Annotated in this window: 16 protein-coding genes, 4 tRNA genes and 1 pseudogene; 8 read left to right on the top strand and 13 right to left on the bottom strand. The window is 59.6% G+C overall.

Going from position 1 to position 17,988, the window contains the following annotated elements; translation table 11 throughout:
* Window positions 1-30 precede the first annotated feature (30 nt).
* Window positions 31-963, bottom strand: coding sequence for a LysR family transcriptional regulator (locus tag KGA83_RS03220; RefSeq protein WP_108216451.1), 933 nt, complete (start codon window positions 961-963; stop codon window positions 31-33).
* Between the two features lie 121 nt (window positions 964-1,084).
* On the opposite strand from KGA83_RS03220, the gene KGA83_RS03215 reads away from it, so the two are divergent.
* Window positions 1,085-1,327, top strand: coding sequence for a DUF2790 domain-containing protein (locus KGA83_RS03215; RefSeq protein WP_108216450.1), 243 nt, complete (start codon window positions 1,085-1,087; stop codon window positions 1,325-1,327).
* Window positions 1,328-1,335: 8 nt separating this feature from the next.
* Here the strand turns inward: KGA83_RS03215 and KGA83_RS03210 are convergent, their stop codons facing one another.
* Genes KGA83_RS03210 through KGA83_RS03200 form a run of 3 tightly spaced genes read right to left on the bottom strand, consistent with a single transcriptional unit; the run spans window position 1,336 to window position 5,176 of the window.
* Window positions 1,336-2,604 carry an OprD family porin gene (locus KGA83_RS03210; protein WP_223528345.1) on the bottom strand — a complete coding sequence of 423 codons (1,269 nt, stop codon included), beginning with the start codon at window positions 2,602-2,604 and terminating at the stop codon, window positions 1,336-1,338.
* A 16-nt stretch (window positions 2,605-2,620) separates the two neighbouring features.
* Window positions 2,621-3,829 (bottom strand): benzoate/H(+) symporter BenE family transporter, encoded by a 1,209-nt coding sequence (locus tag KGA83_RS03205; protein ID WP_108216448.1) that lies wholly within the window; start codon window positions 3,827-3,829, stop codon window positions 2,621-2,623.
* Between the two features lie 3 nt (window positions 3,830-3,832).
* On the bottom strand, window positions 3,833-5,176 hold the full coding sequence (locus KGA83_RS03200) for an aromatic acid/H+ symport family MFS transporter (RefSeq protein WP_223528342.1): 1,344 nt from the start codon (window positions 5,174-5,176) through the stop codon (window positions 3,833-3,835).
* Between the two features lie 220 nt (window positions 5,177-5,396).
* Here KGA83_RS03200 and KGA83_RS03195 point away from each other — a divergent pair, with 220 nt between their 5' ends.
* The 3 genes from KGA83_RS03195 (at window position 5,397) to KGA83_RS03185 (ending at window position 7,663) form a co-directional block, all read left to right on the top strand.
* On the top strand, window positions 5,397-6,023 hold the full coding sequence (locus tag KGA83_RS03195) for a DUF1780 domain-containing protein (RefSeq protein WP_007970534.1): 627 nt from the start codon (window positions 5,397-5,399) through the stop codon (window positions 6,021-6,023).
* A 104-nt stretch (window positions 6,024-6,127) separates the two neighbouring features.
* On the top strand, window positions 6,128-6,301 hold the full coding sequence (locus tag KGA83_RS03190; RefSeq protein ID WP_007970531.1) for a DUF3094 domain-containing protein: 174 nt from the start codon (window positions 6,128-6,130) through the stop codon (window positions 6,299-6,301).
* A 63-nt stretch (window positions 6,302-6,364) separates the two neighbouring features.
* Window positions 6,365-7,663: an NAD(P)/FAD-dependent oxidoreductase gene (locus KGA83_RS03185; RefSeq protein ID WP_223528339.1), complete on the top strand. Its 1,299-nt coding sequence runs from the start codon at window positions 6,365-6,367 to the stop codon at window positions 7,661-7,663.
* A 199-nt stretch (window positions 7,664-7,862) separates the two neighbouring features.
* Here KGA83_RS03185 and KGA83_RS03180 read toward each other — a convergent pair.
* The 7 genes from KGA83_RS03180 to rluD all read right to left on the bottom strand — a co-directional run bounded on the left by KGA83_RS03180 (window position 7,863) and on the right by rluD (window position 13,048).
* Window positions 7,863-7,939, bottom strand: a tRNA-Pro gene (locus KGA83_RS03180).
* Window positions 7,940-8,033: 94 nt separating this feature from the next.
* Window positions 8,034-8,109 (bottom strand) — tRNA-Lys (locus KGA83_RS03175).
* Window positions 8,110-8,114: 5 nt separating this feature from the next.
* Window positions 8,115-8,191 (bottom strand) — tRNA-Pro (locus tag KGA83_RS03170).
* Window positions 8,192-8,200: 9 nt separating this feature from the next.
* A tRNA-Asn gene (locus tag KGA83_RS03165) sits at window positions 8,201-8,276 on the bottom strand.
* A 392-nt stretch (window positions 8,277-8,668) separates the two neighbouring features.
* Entirely contained in the window at window positions 8,669-11,233 is a 2,565-nt protein-coding gene (gene clpB / locus KGA83_RS03160) for an ATP-dependent chaperone ClpB (RefSeq protein ID WP_150754962.1), read from the bottom strand.
* Between the two features lie 130 nt (window positions 11,234-11,363).
* Window positions 11,364-12,089 (bottom strand): peptidoglycan editing factor PgeF, encoded by a 726-nt coding sequence (gene pgeF / locus KGA83_RS03155; RefSeq protein WP_223528336.1) that lies wholly within the window; start codon window positions 12,087-12,089, stop codon window positions 11,364-11,366.
* Entirely contained in the window at window positions 12,086-13,048 is a 963-nt protein-coding gene (gene rluD, locus KGA83_RS03150) for a 23S rRNA pseudouridine(1911/1915/1917) synthase RluD (RefSeq protein ID WP_108216443.1), read from the bottom strand. The genes pgeF and rluD overlap by 4 nt, the downstream gene beginning before the upstream one ends.
* Window positions 13,049-13,199: 151 nt before the next feature.
* Here rluD and KGA83_RS03145 point away from each other — a divergent pair, with 151 nt between their 5' ends.
* From KGA83_RS03145 to KGA83_RS03130, 4 genes and pseudogenes are all read left to right on the top strand, one after another.
* Window positions 13,200-14,222 carry an outer membrane protein assembly factor BamD gene (locus tag KGA83_RS03145; RefSeq protein ID WP_108216442.1) on the top strand — a complete coding sequence of 341 codons (1,023 nt, stop codon included), beginning with the start codon at window positions 13,200-13,202 and terminating at the stop codon, window positions 14,220-14,222.
* Between the two features lie 200 nt (window positions 14,223-14,422).
* The gene (locus tag KGA83_RS03140; protein ID WP_223528332.1) at window positions 14,423-14,656 is read left to right on the top strand and encodes a PP0621 family protein; all 234 of its coding nucleotides are present in this window, start codon (window positions 14,423-14,425) and stop codon (window positions 14,654-14,656) included.
* 70 nt (window positions 14,657-14,726) lie between these two features.
* A pseudogene (locus tag KGA83_RS03135) lies at window positions 14,727-15,005 on the top strand (hypothetical protein); the annotation flags it as partial.
* Window positions 15,002-16,339, top strand: a complete 1,338-nt coding sequence (locus KGA83_RS03130) for a sigma-54-dependent transcriptional regulator (protein ID WP_223528329.1) — start codon at window positions 15,002-15,004, stop codon at window positions 16,337-16,339. The pseudogene KGA83_RS03135 and the gene KGA83_RS03130, both read left to right, overlap by 4 nt.
* A gap of 81 nt (window positions 16,340-16,420) precedes the next feature.
* On the opposite strand, the gene thiO is transcribed toward KGA83_RS03130, so the two are convergent.
* Entirely contained in the window at window positions 16,421-17,521 is a 1,101-nt protein-coding gene (thiO, locus tag KGA83_RS03125) for a glycine oxidase ThiO (protein WP_223528328.1), read from the bottom strand.
* Window positions 17,522-17,575: 54 nt separating this feature from the next.
* On the bottom strand, window positions 17,576-17,977 hold the full coding sequence (locus KGA83_RS03120; protein ID WP_108216437.1) for a type IV pilin protein: 402 nt from the start codon (window positions 17,975-17,977) through the stop codon (window positions 17,576-17,578).
* Window positions 17,978-17,988: the final 11 nt, after the last annotated feature.

The raw sequence follows: 17,988 nt of genomic DNA, 5'->3' as shown, positions 1-17,988 counted from the left end.
TCTACACCGACGCTCGCCTGCCCTTCGACTTCAAGCCCAATGCCGCAGATCGCTCATCACCGCGTCATGTTCGGCGAACAGCTTCGGGAGCTCGGACTTGAGAAAGTCCACCCAGGTGCGCACCTTGGCATCGAGAAAGCGTCGCGAAGGATACAGCGCATACACATTGCGTTCGCGCAGGCGCCATGCCGGTAACACGCGCAGCAAAGTGCCGTCGCTCAAGGGCCGCGTCGCGGTGTAGAACGGCAGCAGGCTGATGCCCATGCCCGCCTCCGAAGCCTTGACCATCGACTCGGCAACATTGCACTGAAAGGTCTTGGCCGGGCTGACGGCGTGCTCGCCGTGCTCATCCTGGAAAACCCATTGATCGCTGTACAACGGGTCGAGCATGCGCAGGCACTGATGATCGCTCAGCGCCTGCGGCTGCTGCGGCACGCCCCGGCGTTGCAAGTAAGCCGGGGAGGCACAGGGCACGCTGTAGATCTGCCCGATGGCCTGCGCAACCATTTGCGAGTCGGCCAGTTCCGCAGCGATAGAAATCACCACATCGTGCCCTTCCTCCAGCGGATCGGGATTGCGCTGCGACAAGGTCAGCTCGAACACCACATCGGGATAAAGCTCGCTGTAGCGGGCGATCAACGGCGTGAGCAGCACACCCAGACCGTTCATGCTGTGCACCCGCAGGCGTCCGGCCGGATTGATATGAGCGCCACGAGCCTCGGCCGTCGCCTCATCCATGGCTTCGACGATTTGCCGGCTGCGCAGCAGGAAGCGCTCGCCGGCGTCGGTCAGGCTCAAGCGTCGCGTGGTGCGTTGCAGCAGACGCGCCTGTACATGCTCCTCCAGATCCGCCACCAATCGGGATACCTGCGCGGTCGACAGATCCAACGCATCGGCAGCCCCGGTGAAACTGGCGCAGTCCACCACCCGGATGAACACGCGCAAGTTGTTAAGCACATCCATAAGCCCCCCTCGGGCGATGACTGTTACGTTTTATGTAAGGCTGCATCCGGCGTTCGCCCCTTTATCTGTCGGTGGCAAAGACTAAAATTCAAACATCAAAACCGACACGGAGCACGCCAACATGAAAGCGTTGATCAGCCTGCTGCTGAGCGTCATCGCCACCTCGGCCATAGCCGCCGACAACGAGCCCCTCGCAGTCCTGTACAACCCGGCGCAGCCACTGGACATCGCCAAGGTGGTTTCCGTCTCGGACACCGCGACCGCGTGCGGGGTTGTCCCGGCGACCATGGTGTATGTCGATCATCAGGGCCAGACCCGACGCGTCACCTACGAAGTCATCGGTGATTGCACCAGCAACCTGTGATCAGGCGCTCATAGCAGGGTCCACGTGTAGCTAAGGATCAGGCGGTTTTCATCGATATCACTGCGGTAGTTGGAACGCGCCATTGCATTGCGCACGCGAATCCCCAGGCCTTTGAGACTGCCGCTTTGCAGCACATAGCCAATATCCAGATCGCGTTCGCGGTCCTTGCCTTCAAACCCCTTGCCGGTATCGACGTTATTGCCGGTGATGTAACGCACGGTGCTGGTCAGCCCCGGTACGCCGAGCGCCGCGAAGTCGTAGTCGTAGCGCGCCTGCCAGGAGCGCTCATCGGTGAAGGCGAACTCGTAGGTCGGCACTTCGTTGCCCAGTGGTGAGATGTTGGCAAACACCCGTGGGAACGCGCTGTCACCGAACATGCCTTGATAGCCGACGTAAAACGTATGGCCGCCACGCTTGGCCGACAGCAACGAGAAGAACGCCTGGTTGTCGATATTGCCCAACAGCTTTTTGCCATCCTCGCGGGAATCGAAGTAACCGAGATTGGCGCCGAGGATCCAGTCGCCCACCGGTTCGCTGTGCTTGAGGCCCAGGAAGCGCTGGTTATAGATGTCTTCCAGTTGCCCGTACCAGGCGCTGACCGAGCTGCGTTTGTCGTTGAATGCATAATCGGCGCCGGCAAAATTGAAACCGTCACTGCTGACCTGGCGCTGCGGCACATGGCCGAGCATGGCTTGCATCTTTTCGTCGCCGGCCTCGTTGCGCAGGCTGGTCGAACTCAAGTGACCGCCCTGCAGGGTCAGGCCATTGATCTCGTTGGAGGTGATGCTTGCGCCCTGATAACTCGGCGGCAGCAGACGAATATCGCTGAACACCAGCACCGGCAAATTGGGTTGCAACTCACCAACTTTCAGCTCGGTCTTTGAGTAACGCATCTTCAACGCGCCTTCCAGACGGCTGTAATCGTTCGCCGCGCGGCCATCGTCCTGCACCGGTAGCAAACCGGTATTGACCCGGTCCGGGGCGCTGTCGAGCTTGAGGCCGAGCAAGCCGATGATATCCACCCCAAAACCGACGGTGCCCTGGGTGTATCCGGACTTCACGTTGAGGATGAAACCCTGGGCCCACTCTTCAGCCTTCGATTGCTGGTTGGCGCCGACGATGTCGGAATAGTCGCGGCTGAAGTAGTAATTACGTGCTTGCAAGGTGGCGGTGGTGTCTTCAATAAATCCACTTTCGGCGGCCATCGCGCAGCTGGAAAAACTCGAGACGACAGCCATGGACAACACCGAACCGGTTGTTGGGAGATTCTGTTTCATCGTTTTTCTCTTATTGTTATTGATCGACAGGTTGAAGTGCTTCAGCAGTAACGGATTCGGGGCGACGGGCGCTCAACAGCACATGGGTGACCATGCCGAAAATCAGCCCCCAAAATGCGGCGGACAATCCAAACAGCGACATGCCCGAAGCCGTGACCAGAAAGGTCACCAGTGCGGCTTCACGATCGCTCGGCACAGCCATCGCGCCCGTTAACGCGCCGGCAATGGCGGCGAACAAGGCCAGCCCGGCCAGTGCTGCGATCAACTCTTTGGGGAACGCGGAAAACAGCGAGACCAGCGTGGCGCCGAAGATCCCCAGCAGCAGGTAACACAGGCCGCCGACGACCCCGGCCACGTAGCGCTTGCGAGGATCTTCGTGGGATTCGCGACCCGTGCAGATCGCCGCGGTGATCGCCGCCAGATTCAGTCCATGGCAACCAAACGGCGCCAGCAATGCCGCGCACAGCGCGCTACTGGCGATGATCGGGCTCGCCTGCGTCGGATAACCGCTGGCGCGCAGCACCGCCATGCCGGGCACGAACTGACCGGTCAGCGCCACCATCACCAGCGGCAAGGCGATGTTCAGGATCGCGCCCAGGCTGAACTCGGGCGAGATCCACACCGGCGTGGCCAGGCCGATCACCAGTGCTTCACGATGCAAATCACCGGTGAACGCGGCAATCGAACAGCCCACCAGCAGCACCATCATCACTGCATAACGCGGCATCACACGCTTGCAGATCAGGTAGCAGGCAAACATCGCCAGGACCAGCAACGGCTTGTGCTGCATCGACACGAACAATCCGGTGCCGAAACTGAACAGGATCCCCGCCAGCATCGCCGCCGCGATGGCCGCGGGCAGCTTGCTGATGATCCGGTCGAAAGCCCCCGAGATGCCAACCGCGAAAATGATCAGGCTGCTGACCAGATAAGCCCCCACCGCCTCTGCCATGGAGATGTCCGGCAACAGCGTCACCAGCAACGCCGAGCCCGGCGCCGACCAGGCGATGATCACCGGAACGCGGTAGCGCAGGCTCAAACCGATACCGAGCACGGCGCTGCCAATGGAGATCGCCCAGATCCAGGACGACAACACTTCCCGCGAAAGATGTGCCGCTTCTGCTGCCTGAAAGATGATCACCAACGGGCCGGCATAGGAAATCACCGTGGCAATGAATCCGGCCACGGCGGCTGACACCGAGAAGTCCTGGAAAAACGCTTTCATGATTCAGGCACCGGTCGCTGACAGGGCAGGGTTGACTGCAGAGACGCTACGCCGGCTGCTGATGGCGAACACAGTCATGGCAAAGGCCGCCACCGCACCGGGCAAGGCAAACGCCATGAAGTTCAGTTGCAGCGGCAGGCTGATCCCGAGCAAGGCGCCGCCCAACAGAGGACCGACGATGGCCCCGTTGCGCCCAATGCCCGACGCCCAGCCCAGACCGGTTGAGCGAATCGTCATGGAATAAAACTGCGCGGCGCAGGCGTACAAGAGAATCTGCGAGCCAATGGTGGTGGCACCCGCAATGGCGATCAGCAGGTACAACACCGGCGTTGGGCTGTTGAAGCCCAACAGGGTTATCGACACCGCCGCCATGGCGAAAAACACCGCCAGCACTTTCGGCAGATTGAGTTTGTCGCCCAGCACCCCGCCACCGACCGCGCCGAAGATCGCCCCGAAGTTCAACACCAGCAGGAACGACAGGCTCGAACCCAGGCTGTAACCGGCGTTGGCCATCAGTTTCGGTAGCCAGGAACTCAACGCGTACACCATCAACAGGCAGCAGAAAAACGCCAGCCACAGCATCAGCGTGCGCAGCGCTCGGCCTTCACGGAACAGCTGCAACACCGGGGTGCCCGTGCCTTTCACTTCGGCCATGTGCATTTGATCGGACGTTTGCGCGACGTAGGCCGGATCGACGCGCTCAAGAATATTGCGCGCCTCTTCATTGCGCCCCTGACGCAACATGAAGCCCACCGATTCGGGCAGGAAATACATGATCAGCGGCAACAACATCAACGGCAGGACCGCCACGTAAAACACCGACTGCCAGCCGAAACTCGGGATCAACACAATGCCCAGTCCGGCGGACAGCATGCCGCCCACCGAGTAACCGCTGAACATGATCGCAACCAGCGTGCTGCGGATTTTTTTCGGCGCGTACTCGTTCATCAGTGCCACGACGTTAGGCATCACGCCACCGATGCCGAGCCCGGCAATGAAGCGACAGAGGCCGAACTCGGTGGGGTTTCGGGCGAAACCATTGAGCACGGTGAAGCCACTGAAGAGCATCACGCAGATCGTGATGGCTTTTTTGCGGCCGATCCTGTCCGACAGCGGGCCGAAGAACAGCGCGCCGAACATCATGCCGAACAGCGCATAACTGCCCAGTGCACCGGCTTGCAGAGGACTGAGCCCCCACTCTTTCATCAGCATCGGCAAGACCACGCCGTAGATCACCAGATCGTAACCGTCGAAGATGATGATCAGGGCACACCAGAACAGCACCATCCAGTGAAAGTGGTTGAAACGAGCGTTGTCGATAACCTCATGTACGTCGATCTTGCGCATGGCATATATCTCTTGTTGTTGTTTTTTTAGAGCGTCGGTAACACGGCTTACGTCCGTACAGCCGAGGGTAGAGGCGCCCGATACGTGGCAATAGCCAGTGCGCGCAGATCACTATCCGTTTTGTGCAGGGCCCTGGAACGGGCATGGGAACGGAAGGCTATGAGCCTCTACGACAAAATTGTCTTCTTTGCGATCACGTTTGAACGCTAAGCTTGGGCCTATGGATGACTCAGACTATTTACGCCTGCTGACCATCGCGGCCGAGCAAGCCAACGCGTTCCTGTCCAATGCCCGCAAATGGGAGCGTGAGCGTTGGGTGTGCCAGCGCCTGCTGCAAGGCTTGAACATTCCCTATCGTGCCGATGAATTCGCCCCCGCCGGGGAGCCGCCGGATGTGTTGTTTCGCGATGCCAGTTTCGAGGTGTTCTTCGTGCTCGACGAGGGCCGGCGCCTCAACGATGAATGGCGCGACGAACTGCAACGCCGACGCAGCGCGTTTTCCCTGAGTCAACTGGTGCGCCGCGAGGCCAAGCCACGACGTATCCCCGCCAACGAGTTCTTGCTGCGATTGGCGCCGACTTTGCGCAAAAAAGCGCACAACTACAAAGAGCGCGGCATGGATCTGGGTGAGCTGGACATCATTGCCTTCGCCAGCCTCAAACGCGAAGTGCTGGACCTCAACAGCCATTTCCCGCCACCGACCGAATACCTGCGCCAGGGCTGGCGTTCGCTGTCGCTGGTCGGGCCGACCTTCGCCCGTGTGCTGTTCGCTCACCCGGATGCGCCGGATTTCCTGCGCAGCAACCTGGGGCGCAGCATTGTTTTTGATGTCGGGATCAGTCTGTGAGCCTCGAGCCTTTCCCCGGTCAGCAGCTAAGCTTCGTTCACAGCTGAATGATTTCCCTGTAGCTTCCACACATTCAGCAACGTCTACCCCTGACGAGGCCCGATATGACCAGCCGCCTGAACCCCGACGACCAAAAGCATGTCGAAGAGTACCTGCAGTTGTCCCAGCACCAAGTCGAGCGCCGGCCTTTCCGGCCCTGGATGCTCCTTGTGCTGGTATTGGCAGTGACCATTGGTCTGGGCCTGTTGAGCCGACTTATCAGTTACCTGACGCTATGAGCTGCCTTGCGCTCGCGTGGGTAACGACGACAAAGATTTCTTTTAGCCTTGCGAGTTATCCCCATGTCCCATCGTATTGTCATTGTCGGCGGCGGCGCCGGCGGTCTGGAGTTGGCTACCCGTCTGGGTAAGACTCTGGGCAAGCGCGGCACGGCCAGCGTGATGCTGGTCGACACGAACCTGACCCACATCTGGAAACCGTTGTTGCACGAAGTGGCGGCCGGCTCCCTGAACTCTTCCGAAGACGAACTCAACTATGTCGCCCAGGCCAAATGGAACCACTTCGAGTTCCAGCTGGGGCGCATGAGCGGGATCGATCGCGCGAAGAAGAAAATCCAGCTGGCCGCCACCTATGACGAAGCCGGCCTGGAACTGGTGCCGGCCCGCGAAGTGCCTTACGACTCGCTGGTGATCTCCGTCGGCAGTACCACCAACGATTTCGGCACCCAGGGCGCGGCGCAACACTGCCTGTTCCTCGACACTCGTAAACAGGCCGAGCGTTTCCACCAGCAACTGCTCAATCACTACCTGCGCGCCCATGCCGGGCAGACCGACAAAGTCGAGCAAATCAGCGTAGCCATCGTCGGCGCCGGTGCCACCGGGGTCGAGCTGGCCGCCGAACTGCACAACGCCGCCCATGAATTGGCGGCCTATGGCCTGGACCGGATCAAACCGGAAAACATGCACATCACCCTGATCGAAGCCGGACCACGAGTCCTGCCGGCGCTGCCAGAGCGGATTGGCGGACCTGTGCATAAAACCCTGGAGAAACTCGGGGTCAACGTCATGACCAATGCCGCTGTCAGCGAAGTGACGGCAGACGCCTTGATTACCGCCGACGGCAAAGTGATCAACGCTAGCCTGAAGGTCTGGGCTGCGGGGATTCGCGCACCGGGTTTCCTCAAGGACATCGATGGCCTGGAAACCAACCGCATCAATCAGCTGCAAGTGCTGCCGACCCTGCAAACCACTCGCGACGAGAACATCTTCGCCTTCGGTGACTGCGCCGCCTGCCCGCAACCGGGTAGCGACCGCAATGTGCCGCCACGTGCCCAGGCCGCTCACCAACAGGCTTCATTGCTGGCCAAATCGTTGAAACTGCGCATCGAAGGCAAGGCACTGCCGGAGTACAAGTACACCGACTACGGCTCGCTGATCTCGCTGTCGCGTTTTTCGGCTGTGGGTAACTTGATGGGCAACCTTACCGGCAGCGTGATGCTCGAAGGCTGGCTGGCGCGGATGTTCTACGTGTCGCTGTACCGCATGCACCAGATGGCGCTGTACGGGCCGTTCCGCACGGCGATGCTGATGCTGGGCAGCAAGATCGGTCGCGGGACTGAGCCGCGCCTTAAGTTGCACTAACACCTGTAGGAGCAGCCGGTCGACGCTCGATTGCTCGCGAAGAACCTGAGAGCGCCGCGTTAAACCAGAAACGCTGCGTTTTCGTTAACGATCTTCGCGAGCAATCGAGCGTCGACCGGCTGCTCCTACAATTGATCCGCGGCAAGCAATTAACAGACAAAAAAAATCCCCGTATCTTTCGATACGAGGATTTTTAATATGGTCGGGGTAAGGGGATTCGAACTCCTGACATCCTGCTCCCAAAGCAGGCGCGCTACCGGACTGCGCTATACCCCGGTAAAAAAAAGGCACCCTTGAAGGCGCCTTCTTCGATCAGCGCTTTTGGCCTCTGATCTTAAGATTCGATTCCAGCGTTAACTGGTTTCAAAAATGGTGGGTCGTGTGGGATTCGAACCTACGACCAATTGGTTAAAAGCCAACTGCTCTACCAACTGAGCTAACGACCCAAAAATGGTCGGGGTAAGGGGATTCGAACTCCTGACATCCTGCTCCCAAAGCAGGCGCGCTACCGGACTGCGCTATACCCCGGTTTGAAATTGGCTCCGTGACCAGGACTCGAACCTGGGACCCAATGATTAACAGTCATTTGCTCTACCGACTGAGCTATCACGGAACTACACATTTCAATTTACAACTTTGAAGCTTTACTGCGTTCTCTTCGACCCGTTCGCATCGCTGCGTTCGTGTGTCTGAGGCGCGCTATTCTACAATCTTCAGCACCTCTGTCAACCCCCTAAATTGCTTTCAAGTTAATGATTTGCAACTTATTTTGGATTCCTGCCTGGTGAGCGGAAACCCTGGCGGGTGACTGACTGCGGGGCGCACTTTACAAGCCTTTTCCTTTGAGTTCAACAGCCTAACGAAAAAAAGGCCTCACAATGCTAGGCCAGTTGTAGGAGCGAGCTTGCTCGCGAAGAATTCACGAGCGCCGCGTTGAGCCAGCCAACCCGCGTTATCGTTAACGACCTTCGCGAGCGAGCTCGCTCCTACAGGTGTGGTAGCGGGTCAGACGAAGACGATTTCGTCGTTTTCCACCACACCGTGAGCGGTATCGCCCGGCATGAATCGACCGGACAGGATCAGCTGCGCCAGCGGGTTCTCGATCCAGCGCTGGATAGCGCGCTTGAGCGGCCGTGCGCCATACACCGGGTCGTAACCGACCGCGATCAGCTTGTCCATGGCTTCAGGGCTGAGCTCAAGCTTCAGTTCCCGCTCGGTCAGGCGGCTGCGCAGACGACCCAACTGGATCTCGGTAATGCCAGCGATCTGATCTCGCGCCAACGGCTCGAAAATCACCACTTCGTCGACCCGGTTGATGAACTCCGGCCGGAAGTGGCTGGAAATCGCATCCATCACCGCTGCACGCTGCGCCTCACGATCACCGACCAGTTCCTGGATCTGCACCGACCCCAGGTTGGAGGTCATGACAATCACGGTGTTCTTGAAGTCCACCGTACGGCCATGGCTGTCGGTCAAACGACCATCCTCGAGCACTTGCAGCAAGATGTTGAACACATCCGGGTGCGCCTTCTCGACTTCGTCCATCAGGATCACCGAGTAAGGCTTGCGACGCACCGCCTCGGTCAGGTAACCGCCCTCTTCATAACCGACATATCCTGGTGGCGCACCGATCAAGCGAGCCACGGAATGTTTCTCCATGAACTCGGACATGTCGATCCGCACCATCGCCTCTTCAGTATCAAAGAGGAACTCGGCCAGCGCCTTGCACAGCTCGGTTTTACCGACACCGGTCGGGCCGAGGAACATGAACGAGCCGCTCGGGCGATTCGGGTCGGACAACCCGGCGCGGGAACGCCGCACCGCGTTGGAAACCGCCACAACCGCTTCGTCCTGGCCGATCACACGCTGGTGCAACAGGCTTTCCATCTTCATCAGCTTTTCACGCTCGCCTTCGAGCATTTTCGACACCGGAATACCGGTCCACTTCGAAACGACTTCGGCGATCTCTTCTTCAGTCACCTTGCTGCGCAGCAACTGGTTTTCGGCTTTGCCATGCTGGTCGACCATTTGCAGGCTGCGTTCCAGGTCCGGGATCACCCCGTACTGCAATTCCGCCATGCGGTTCAGGTCGCCTTTACGGCGAGCGGCTTCCAGTTCCTGACGGGACTGTTCGATCTTCTGCTGGATCTGCGCCGAACCCTGAACCTCGGCTTTTTCCGAGTTCCAGATTTCCTCGAGATCCGAGTACTCACGCTCATGACGAGCGATTTCTTCCTGCAATTTTTCCAGACGTTTCTTCGCCGCGTCGTCGCTTTCTTTCTTCAGCGCCTGGGATTCCACCTTCAGCTGAATCAGGCGGCGCTCCAGACGGTCCAGCACTTCCGGCTTGGAGTCGATTTCCATGCGGATGCGGCTGGCGGCCTCGTCGATCAGGTCGATGGCCTTGTCCGGCAACTGCCGGTCAGTGATGTAGCGATGGCTGAGCTTGGCTGCGGCAATGATCGCGCCGTCAGTGATCGCCACCTTGTGGTGAACCTCATACCGCTCCTTGAGGCCACGCAGGATGGCGATGGTGTCTTCTTCGCTCGGCTCGTCCACCAGCACTTTCTGGAAACGTCGCTCGAGGGCGGCGTCCTTCTCTATGTATTGGCGGTACTCGTTGAGCGTGGTGGCGCCTACGCAGTGCAGCTCACCACGGGCCAGGGCCGGCTTGAGCATGTTGCCCGCATCCATCGAGCCTTCGCCTTTACCAGCGCCGACCATGGTGTGCAGTTCGTCGATGAACAGGATGATCTGCCCTTCCTGCTTCGACAGTTCATTGAGCAGGGATTTCAGGCGCTCTTCGAACTCACCGCGATACTTGGCACCGGCAATCAGCGCCCCCATGTCCAGGGACAACAGGCGCTTGCCCTTGAGGCCATCCGGCACTTCGCCATTGATGATGCGCTGGGCCAGGCCTTCGGCGATGGCGGTTTTACCCACGCCAGGCTCACCGATCAGCACCGGGTTGTTCTTGGTCCGACGTTGCAGCACCTGGATTGTGCGGCGAATTTCATCGTCACGGCCGATCACCGGATCGAGCTTGCCGTCTTCGGCGCGCTTGGTCAGGTCGACGGTGTATTTGTCCAGCGCCTGGCGCGCCTCTTCGTGGTTCGGGTCGTTGACGGCCTCGCCACCGCGCAGGTTGTTGATCGCATTTTCCAGGGCTTTCTTGCTCACGCCCTGGCCGAGCAACAGTTTGCCGAGCTTGCTGTTCTCGTCCATGGCGGCGAGCAGCACCAGTTCGCTGGAGATGAACTGGTCGCCCTTTTGCTGGGCCAGACGGTCGGCCTGGTTGAGCAGGCGCGCCAGATCCTGCGACATGTTCACGTCACCGGTCGGGTTCTGGATTTTCGGTAGCTGGTCGAGCTCTTTGGTCAGCTCTTTACGCAGGCTATTGACGTCGAAGCCCACCTGCATCAACAGGGGCTTGATCGAGCCACCCTGCTGTTCGAGCAAGGCTTGCATCAAGTGCGCCGGCTCGATGGCCGGATGATCGTGACCGACAGCCAGGGATTGGGCATCGGACAACGCTAACTGCAATTTGCTGGTTAAACGGTCTATACGCATGGGTCACCTTCCTTTTGAGCAGGCCGGACCTATAAAACATCCTGAATGAAGAAACCTGCCAGATACCACAATAGATGTGGTCGATTCTGGGAGATTCAAGCGTCGGGACGTTGATGCAGGTCAGGGAAGCTTAGCGGGCGAGCCAGATCAGCGAGGCGAATCGACCGGTGCGGGACGCACGGCGATAAGAAAAGAAGCGAGGGTCGTTTACGGTGCAGAAACCACCACCATAGACAGCCGTTACACCACGAGCTGCCAGACGCAAGCGGGCCAGCATATAGATGTCGGCCATGAACTTGCCGGGGTTTTGGCTTGGCACGAAGGCTTCTGACGCTTGCGGCAACTGCTGCACGAAGGTTTCACGCACTTCCGGGCCGACTTCAAAGGCTTGCGGGCCGATCGCCGGGCCGAGCCAGACCAATACTTCGGCAGGCGGTACCGCCAGACTGTCGAGCGTGGCCTCCATTACACCAGCAGCCAGCCCGCGCCAACCGGCATGGGCCGCCGCGACACGAGTACCGGCACGGTCACAAAACAACGCTGGCAGGCAATCGGCCGTCATCGCCGCACAGGCGATACCGGGTGTCGACGTCCAACTGGCATCGGCGGTGACCACCCGGCCTGGATCGGCATGGGCCACGACAATGCCGTGGACCTGCTGCAGCCAGGCCGGTTGAATGGAGAAATGATCGGTAAGACGACGGCGATTCTCGGCAACAGCTTCAGGGCTGTCTCCGACGTGATCGCCGAGGTTGAGGCTGTCGAACGGCGCCACACTGACGCCGCCCGCACGAGTGGTCACACAGGCCTTGACCCCGGCCGGCGCGGGCCAGTCAGGAATCAGCCAGTCACTCATCCGACGAACGCCTCGCGGTCTTGCTTGAGCAGGGTCAGCAGCCAGACGAAATCTTCCGGCAACGGCGATTCCCAGCTCATGCGCTTACCAGTGGTCGGATGATCCAGTTCCAGGAAACGCGCATGCAGCGCCTGACGCGGGAAGTTTTTCAGGGATTCGACCATGGTTGGGTTGGCGGCCGGCGGAATACGGAAACGACCACCGTAGGCGGGATCTCCGACCAACGGGTAGTTGATGTGCGCCATGTGTACGCGAATCTGGTGCGTACGACCGGTTTCCAGCTTCACCCGCACGTGGGTGTGGGAGCGGAAACGCTCGAGCACGCGGTAATGGCTGACGGCCTGCTTGCCACCTTCCATCACGGCCATGCGCTGGCGCTGCTGGCCGTGACGACCGATCGGCGCATTGATCTTGCCTCCGGCTGTCACCACACCGATCACGATGCACTCGTAGATCCGGCTGACGCTGCGGCTCTGCAACTGTGTCACCAACTGCGTCTGCGCTTGAATGGTCTTGGCCACCACCATCAGACCGGTGGTGTCCTTGTCCAGGCGATGCACGATACCGGCGCGGGGCACATTGATGATGTCCGGCACGTGGTGCAGCAAGGCGTTGAGCAGGGTGCCATCGGCATGACCGGCAGCCGGGTGCACCACCAGGCCCGCAGGCTTGTTGATCACCAGGATGTCGTCGTCTTCGTAGACGATGTCCAGGGCAATGTCTTGAGCGACCCATTCGCCCTGAGCTTCCTGCTCGGCAGTCAACTCAAGGATGGCGCCGCCATGGACGATGTCTCGCGGGCGGATAACCGCCCCATCCACAGTCAGGCGGCCGTCTTTGATCCAGGCGGAAAGGCGCGAGCGCGAGTGCTCAGCGAATAATTGTGCGGCGACTTGATCGAGGCGTTGGCCGCCCAATTCGGACGGCACCTCTGCGCGAAGTTCAATTTTATCGGACATGCTCAGACTAGGCGTCGGCACAGCCTTTGGTTTCGGCTGCGCGCTTGTGGTTAAATACGGCGTCTTTTGCCCCGAGGCTATTCAACGGGGCGTTCATCATAACAGGACGGCCACGCCCAAGACAGCGGCCGTCATAGGGACGCAAGCCGCCATGCAAGTGAAACACCTGCTGCTGATCGCCATCCTCGCATTGACCGCTGCTTGCTCATCGAAGGAAGTCGTAGACGAAAACCTCAGTGAAGTCGAGCTGTACCAACAGGCTCAAAACGACCTGGACAACAGTAGCTACACCAGTGCCATCGCCAAGCTCAAGGCTCTGGAATCGCGTTATCCGTTCGGTCGCTATGCCGATCAGGCGCAACTCGAACTCATCTACGCCAACTACAAGAACACCGAGCCAGAAGCGGCCAAGTCCGCTGCGGAACGCTTCATTCGTCTGCACCCACAGCATCCCAACGTCGATTACGCCTACTACCTCAAGGGCCTGACTTCTTTCGACCAGGACGTCGGCCTGCTGGCGCGCTTCCTGCCGCTGGACATGACCAAGCGTGACCCGGGCGCCGCCCGCGACTCCTATAACGAATTCGCCCAGCTGACCAGCCGCTTCCCGAACAGCCGCTACGCACCAGACGCCAAGCAGCGCATGATTTATCTGCGCAACCTGCTGGCGGCCTACGAAATTCACGTGGCCGACTACTACCTGACCCGCCAGGCTTATGTCGCCGCCGCGAACCGCGGTCGTTACGTGGTGGAAAACTTCCAGGAAACCCCTTCGGTCGGCGACGGCCTGGCGGTGATGACCGAGGCCTACCAGCGCATGCACCTGGACGAACTGGCTGCCACCAGCCTGGAAGCCCTGAAGCTCAACTACCCGAACCACCCGACCCTGGTCGACGGTCAGTTCGTGCCGACCGTAGCCGAAGCCGACAACCGTTCGTGGCTGAGCAAGGCGACCCTGGGCCTGATCGAGTCGCGTCCGCCGCTGCCACCGGGTGAAACCCGCGCCAACCAGGACGTCCAGAGGCAATTCCAGGACGCCAAGGACGCAATCCCGGCCGAGCTCAAGCCTAAAGACGACAATGGCGAAGCGGTCGAAGAAGAAAATCACGAAGCGCAAGGCAACGACAGCGACCGTTCGTGGTTCAGCCACATGACCTTCGGCGTGTTCGACTGACACCTCGGGTTGTGCAAAAAGGGAGACTTGTAGGAGCGAGCTTGCTCGCGATGGACGTCAACGTTAACGCGCTTTGTCTGAATAAACGCGTCGTCCTTGAGACCATCGCGAGCAAGCTCGCTCCTACATAAGCTATTAGGCTGTGCGCTGGCCATGTCCTTGGCTAAACTAGCTAATCACTAGTCAAAAAGCAGCACACCATGCTTCGTTTATTGTTCTGGATTGCCCTGATTGCCGCTGGAGTATGGTTCTGGCGCAAGTTCAAGGGGCAGGCATCCACCCCCAGGCCCCCTGCCGAACGGGAAGCGGCGCCCATGGTCCGCTGTGCCCATTGCGGCGTTCACCTGCCCCGTGACCGCGCGCTGAGCCACGACCAACAATGGTATTGCAGCCAGGCTCATCTCGAGCAAGACAAGGGTTCCAGAGGCCGCTGATACGCCACCCGAAATGACGGCCGATTGAGGACTATCGCACGCACTCAAGGAACTGAAAGGCGTCGATTGACGTCTGACGCAGATTATTCAAGATCACTCTCTGCGAATGAACCGGGTAATCGAAAACGTCCTCCACTTGTTGTGCCGCGAGCAAATGTCGCCGCCATGGCTCGACCTGAAATCACTGGAAATACTCGATAATGAAGCCCCAGCCCCCTATATCAAGGGCCTGGGGCTTTATCTGTCCGGCCAGCCGGACGAAAGCATTCTGTCCCGCCTAGACTTCAAGGCACGCCAGGAAAGCGGCTGCTTTTGTATCACCTATGCTCACGGACGGAGCCCACGTTGAACACGAGACCACGACAAAAAGTCTTGATCGTCGATGACGAGCCGGACATTCGCGAACTCCTGGAAATCACCCTGGGAAGGATGAGACTGGAGACGTTCAACGCCCGCAACGTTGGCGAAGCGCAATCCCTGCTACAACGCGAAACCTTCGATCTATGCCTGACCGACATGCAGTTGCCGGATGGTACTGGCCTGGAGTTGGTGCAGCACATCCAGCAATGCCACCCTCAGGTCCAGGTGGCGATGATCACCGCCTATGCCAGCCTCGAAACCGCGATCAACGTGCTCAAGGCCGGGGCATTCGACTTCCTGACCAAACCGGTGGACCTTGCGCGCCTGCGTGAACTGGTCGCCAGCGCCCTGCTGGTTCCTGCCCGCGGGATCGGCATCGATCGTCGCTTGCTGGGCGACTCATTGCCCATGCGCAACCTGCGCAAACAGATCATCAAACTGGCCAGCAGCCATGCGACGGTATACATCAGCGGAGAATCCGGCAGCGGCAAGGAGTTGGTCGCGCGCCTGATCCATGATCAAAGCCCCCGCACCAATCAGCCGTTCATTGCGATCAACTGCGCGGCAATTCCTTCGGAACTGTTGGAGAGTGAGTTTTTCGGCCATCGCAAAGGCAGTTTCAGCGGCGCCATCGAAGACAAACCCGGTCTGTTCCAGACAGCTCACGGCGGCACCCTGCTCCTCGACGAAGTGGCTGACCTGCCGTTGGCCATGCAAGTCAAACTGCTGCGCGCGATTCAGGAGAAAGCCGTACGCAGTGTCGGCGGGCAGCAGGAAGTGGCGGTGGATGTGCGCATTCTCTGCGCCACACACAAGGACCTTGGCGCCGAAGTCGCCGCCGGACGCTTTCGCCATGATCTTTACTACCGCTTGAACGTGATCGAACTCCGGGTGCCACCCTTGCGCGAGCGTCGCGATGACATCGAAATACTGGCCAGCCACATACTCAAGCGCCTGGCCGCCGATACCGGCCAACCTGCAGCGAGACTCCACCCCCAGGCCCTCGATGCACTGAAAAGCTATCGCTTCCCGGGCAATGTGCGGGAACTGGAGAACATGCTCGAACGGGCACACACACTGCGTGAGAACAAACAGATCGAAGCCGGCGACCTGCGCCTGGCTGAAGGCAACTGTGGAGCTGAAGGCGGCGTGCCGGACCTGACCCGGATCGACAACCTGGAAACCTACCTGGAAAACGTCGAACGCCAACTGCTGCTCCAGGCCCTGGAGGAAACCCGCTGGAACCGCACGGCGGCGGCTCAGCGGTTGAACCTGTCATTCAGGTCGATGCGTTACCGGCTCAAGAAGTTTGGACTGGATTGATGCTTTAAAAAGATCGCAGCCTGCGGCAGCTCCTACCTGGGAGCGTACATTCTGTAGGAGCTGCCGCAGGCTGCGATCTTGTCAAAGTCTTCCGGCAGGCGCATATGGCGCCGGATCGATGATCGGCGCCCGGCCCAGCATCACATCGGCAAACAACTGGCATGACGCTGGCGCCAACACCAGCCCGTTACGGTAATGCCCGCAGTTGAGCCAGAGCCCGTCAAACCCCGGTACCGGGCCGATATAAGGAATGCCCTCGGGTGACCCCGGGCGCAATCCGGCCCAATGCCCCACTACTTCGGCCTCCGCCAGTGCCGGGATCAATTCCACCGCGGACGCCTTCAGGCTTTCCAGTGCCGACCCGGTCGGCGTCTTGTCAAAGCCTTCATGCTCCAGCGTACTGCCGATCAGTATGTGCCCGTCGCGCCGGGGAATCGCATAACGGCCCTTGGCCAGGACCATGCTCGGCAGGAAATCCGCCGCACACTTGTAGAGAATCATCTGCCCTTTCACCGGCTCGACCGGCAGCGTCAGATCAAGAAGCTTGAGCAAATCACCGCTCCAGGCCCCCGCCGTCAGGACGACTTGATCGCCCGCGACAGTACCTGTGGAAGTCTGCACGCCGACCACTTTATTACCGTCACGAACAAACCCGCTGACTTCGCACTGCTCATGAATCGTCACGTTCGGCAGCGCCAGCAACGCGGCCTTGAGTGACTTCACCAATCGCGGATTACGCACGTTGGCGACGTCGGCCATGTAGATCGCCCGGGAAAAACCGTTGCCCAGCACCGGCACGGCGTCGTGGGCTGCCGAAATATCCACCGCACTCAATGGACGATTTTCCCGGGCGGCCCATGCCAGCGCTTCAGCCTCGTCATCCAGATCCAGCCAGTACAGACCGGTGGTGTGCACTTCAGGATCAACGCCGGTGGCGGCAAACAAGCGCTCGCCCAGTTGTGGATAGAAGTCCTGGGACCAGTGAGCCAACGCGGTGACCGCCGGGCTGTAGCGCCACGGGTAAAGCGGCGAAACGATGCCACCACCCGCCCAGGACGATTCCTGGCCTACGTTCGAGCGATCCAGCAGCACAACGCTTTGCACTTCGGACGCGAGATTGTAGGCCGTCAGCAAACCAATCACTCCACCGCCGACAATCACCACTTGCTGTTGCCTGGTCATGTTCTGATCCAATCGTTAAATAGACAGAGAGTGCAAAAGGCACCCGAAAAAAACTCAGCGCCCCCAGCAGTCTTTGCTGGTCAGGCCGGTTTTTGCGTTGACCATGCCGAGGACTCCGGTATTGGTGATGGTCAGATCACCACACTTGTCAGTGGCCATGCTCGAGTCAGCCTTGCGCACTGCCGTCAGCAGAAAGGTCTGGTCGGCCAGGGTCGGAGTGATGCTGTAGTAATCATTGCCGACACTGAGGCCCGGCGCATCGGTGTAGGTGTTTTTCTGCGAGTAGAAGCGCTCCAGGAGCTGCGCCTGCTCCGAGAGCAGACCGGCCACTTCTGCGCGACGGCCTTTGTTCAGGTATTCGGTGAAACTCGGGGCGGCAATGGTCATGACAATCCCGATGATCGCAATCACGATCATGATTTCGATCAGGGTAAAACCGCGGTTGGAACTACGCATGCCTCAACTCT

Source organism: Pseudomonas sp. GL-R-19 (assembly GCF_019956375.1).
Taxonomy (GTDB): Bacteria; Pseudomonadota; Gammaproteobacteria; order Pseudomonadales; family Pseudomonadaceae; genus Aquipseudomonas.
This window is presented reverse-complemented; position numbering and strand designations above follow the sequence as displayed.

Excerpts from the sequence above, each read along its gene's own strand:
- KGA83_RS03145 (WP_108216442.1), top strand. The coding sequence starts at position 13,200 with ATGCAAGTGAAACACCTGCTGCTGATCGCCATCCTCGCATTGACCGCT.
- KGA83_RS03195 (WP_007970534.1), top strand. The coding sequence starts at position 5,397 with ATGGATGACTCAGACTATTTACGCCTGCTGACCATCGCGGCCGAGCAA.
- rluD (WP_108216443.1), bottom strand. The coding sequence starts at position 13,048 with ATGTCCGATAAAATTGAACTTCGCGCAGAGGTGCCGTCCGAATTGGGC.
- KGA83_RS03185 (WP_223528339.1), top strand. The coding sequence starts at position 6,365 with ATGTCCCATCGTATTGTCATTGTCGGCGGCGGCGCCGGCGGTCTGGAG.
- KGA83_RS03190 (WP_007970531.1), top strand. The coding sequence starts at position 6,128 with ATGACCAGCCGCCTGAACCCCGACGACCAAAAGCATGTCGAAGAGTAC.
- thiO (WP_223528328.1), bottom strand. The coding sequence starts at position 17,521 with ATGACCAGGCAACAGCAAGTGGTGATTGTCGGCGGTGGAGTGATTGGT.
- KGA83_RS03215 (WP_108216450.1), top strand. The coding sequence starts at position 1,085 with ATGAAAGCGTTGATCAGCCTGCTGCTGAGCGTCATCGCCACCTCGGCC.
- KGA83_RS03220 (WP_108216451.1), bottom strand. The coding sequence starts at position 963 with ATGGATGTGCTTAACAACTTGCGCGTGTTCATCCGGGTGGTGGACTGC.
- pgeF (WP_223528336.1), bottom strand. The coding sequence starts at position 12,089 with ATGAGTGACTGGCTGATTCCTGACTGGCCCGCGCCGGCCGGGGTCAAG.
- KGA83_RS03205 (WP_108216448.1), bottom strand. The coding sequence starts at position 3,829 with ATGAAAGCGTTTTTCCAGGACTTCTCGGTGTCAGCCGCCGTGGCCGGA.
- KGA83_RS03120 (WP_108216437.1), bottom strand. The coding sequence starts at position 17,977 with ATGCGTAGTTCCAACCGCGGTTTTACCCTGATCGAAATCATGATCGTG.
- KGA83_RS03210 (WP_223528345.1), bottom strand. The coding sequence starts at position 2,604 with ATGAAACAGAATCTCCCAACAACCGGTTCGGTGTTGTCCATGGCTGTC.
- clpB (WP_150754962.1), bottom strand. The coding sequence starts at position 11,233 with ATGCGTATAGACCGTTTAACCAGCAAATTGCAGTTAGCGTTGTCCGAT.
- KGA83_RS03140 (WP_223528332.1), top strand. The coding sequence starts at position 14,423 with ATGCTTCGTTTATTGTTCTGGATTGCCCTGATTGCCGCTGGAGTATGG.
- KGA83_RS03200 (WP_223528342.1), bottom strand. The coding sequence starts at position 5,176 with ATGCGCAAGATCGACGTACATGAGGTTATCGACAACGCTCGTTTCAAC.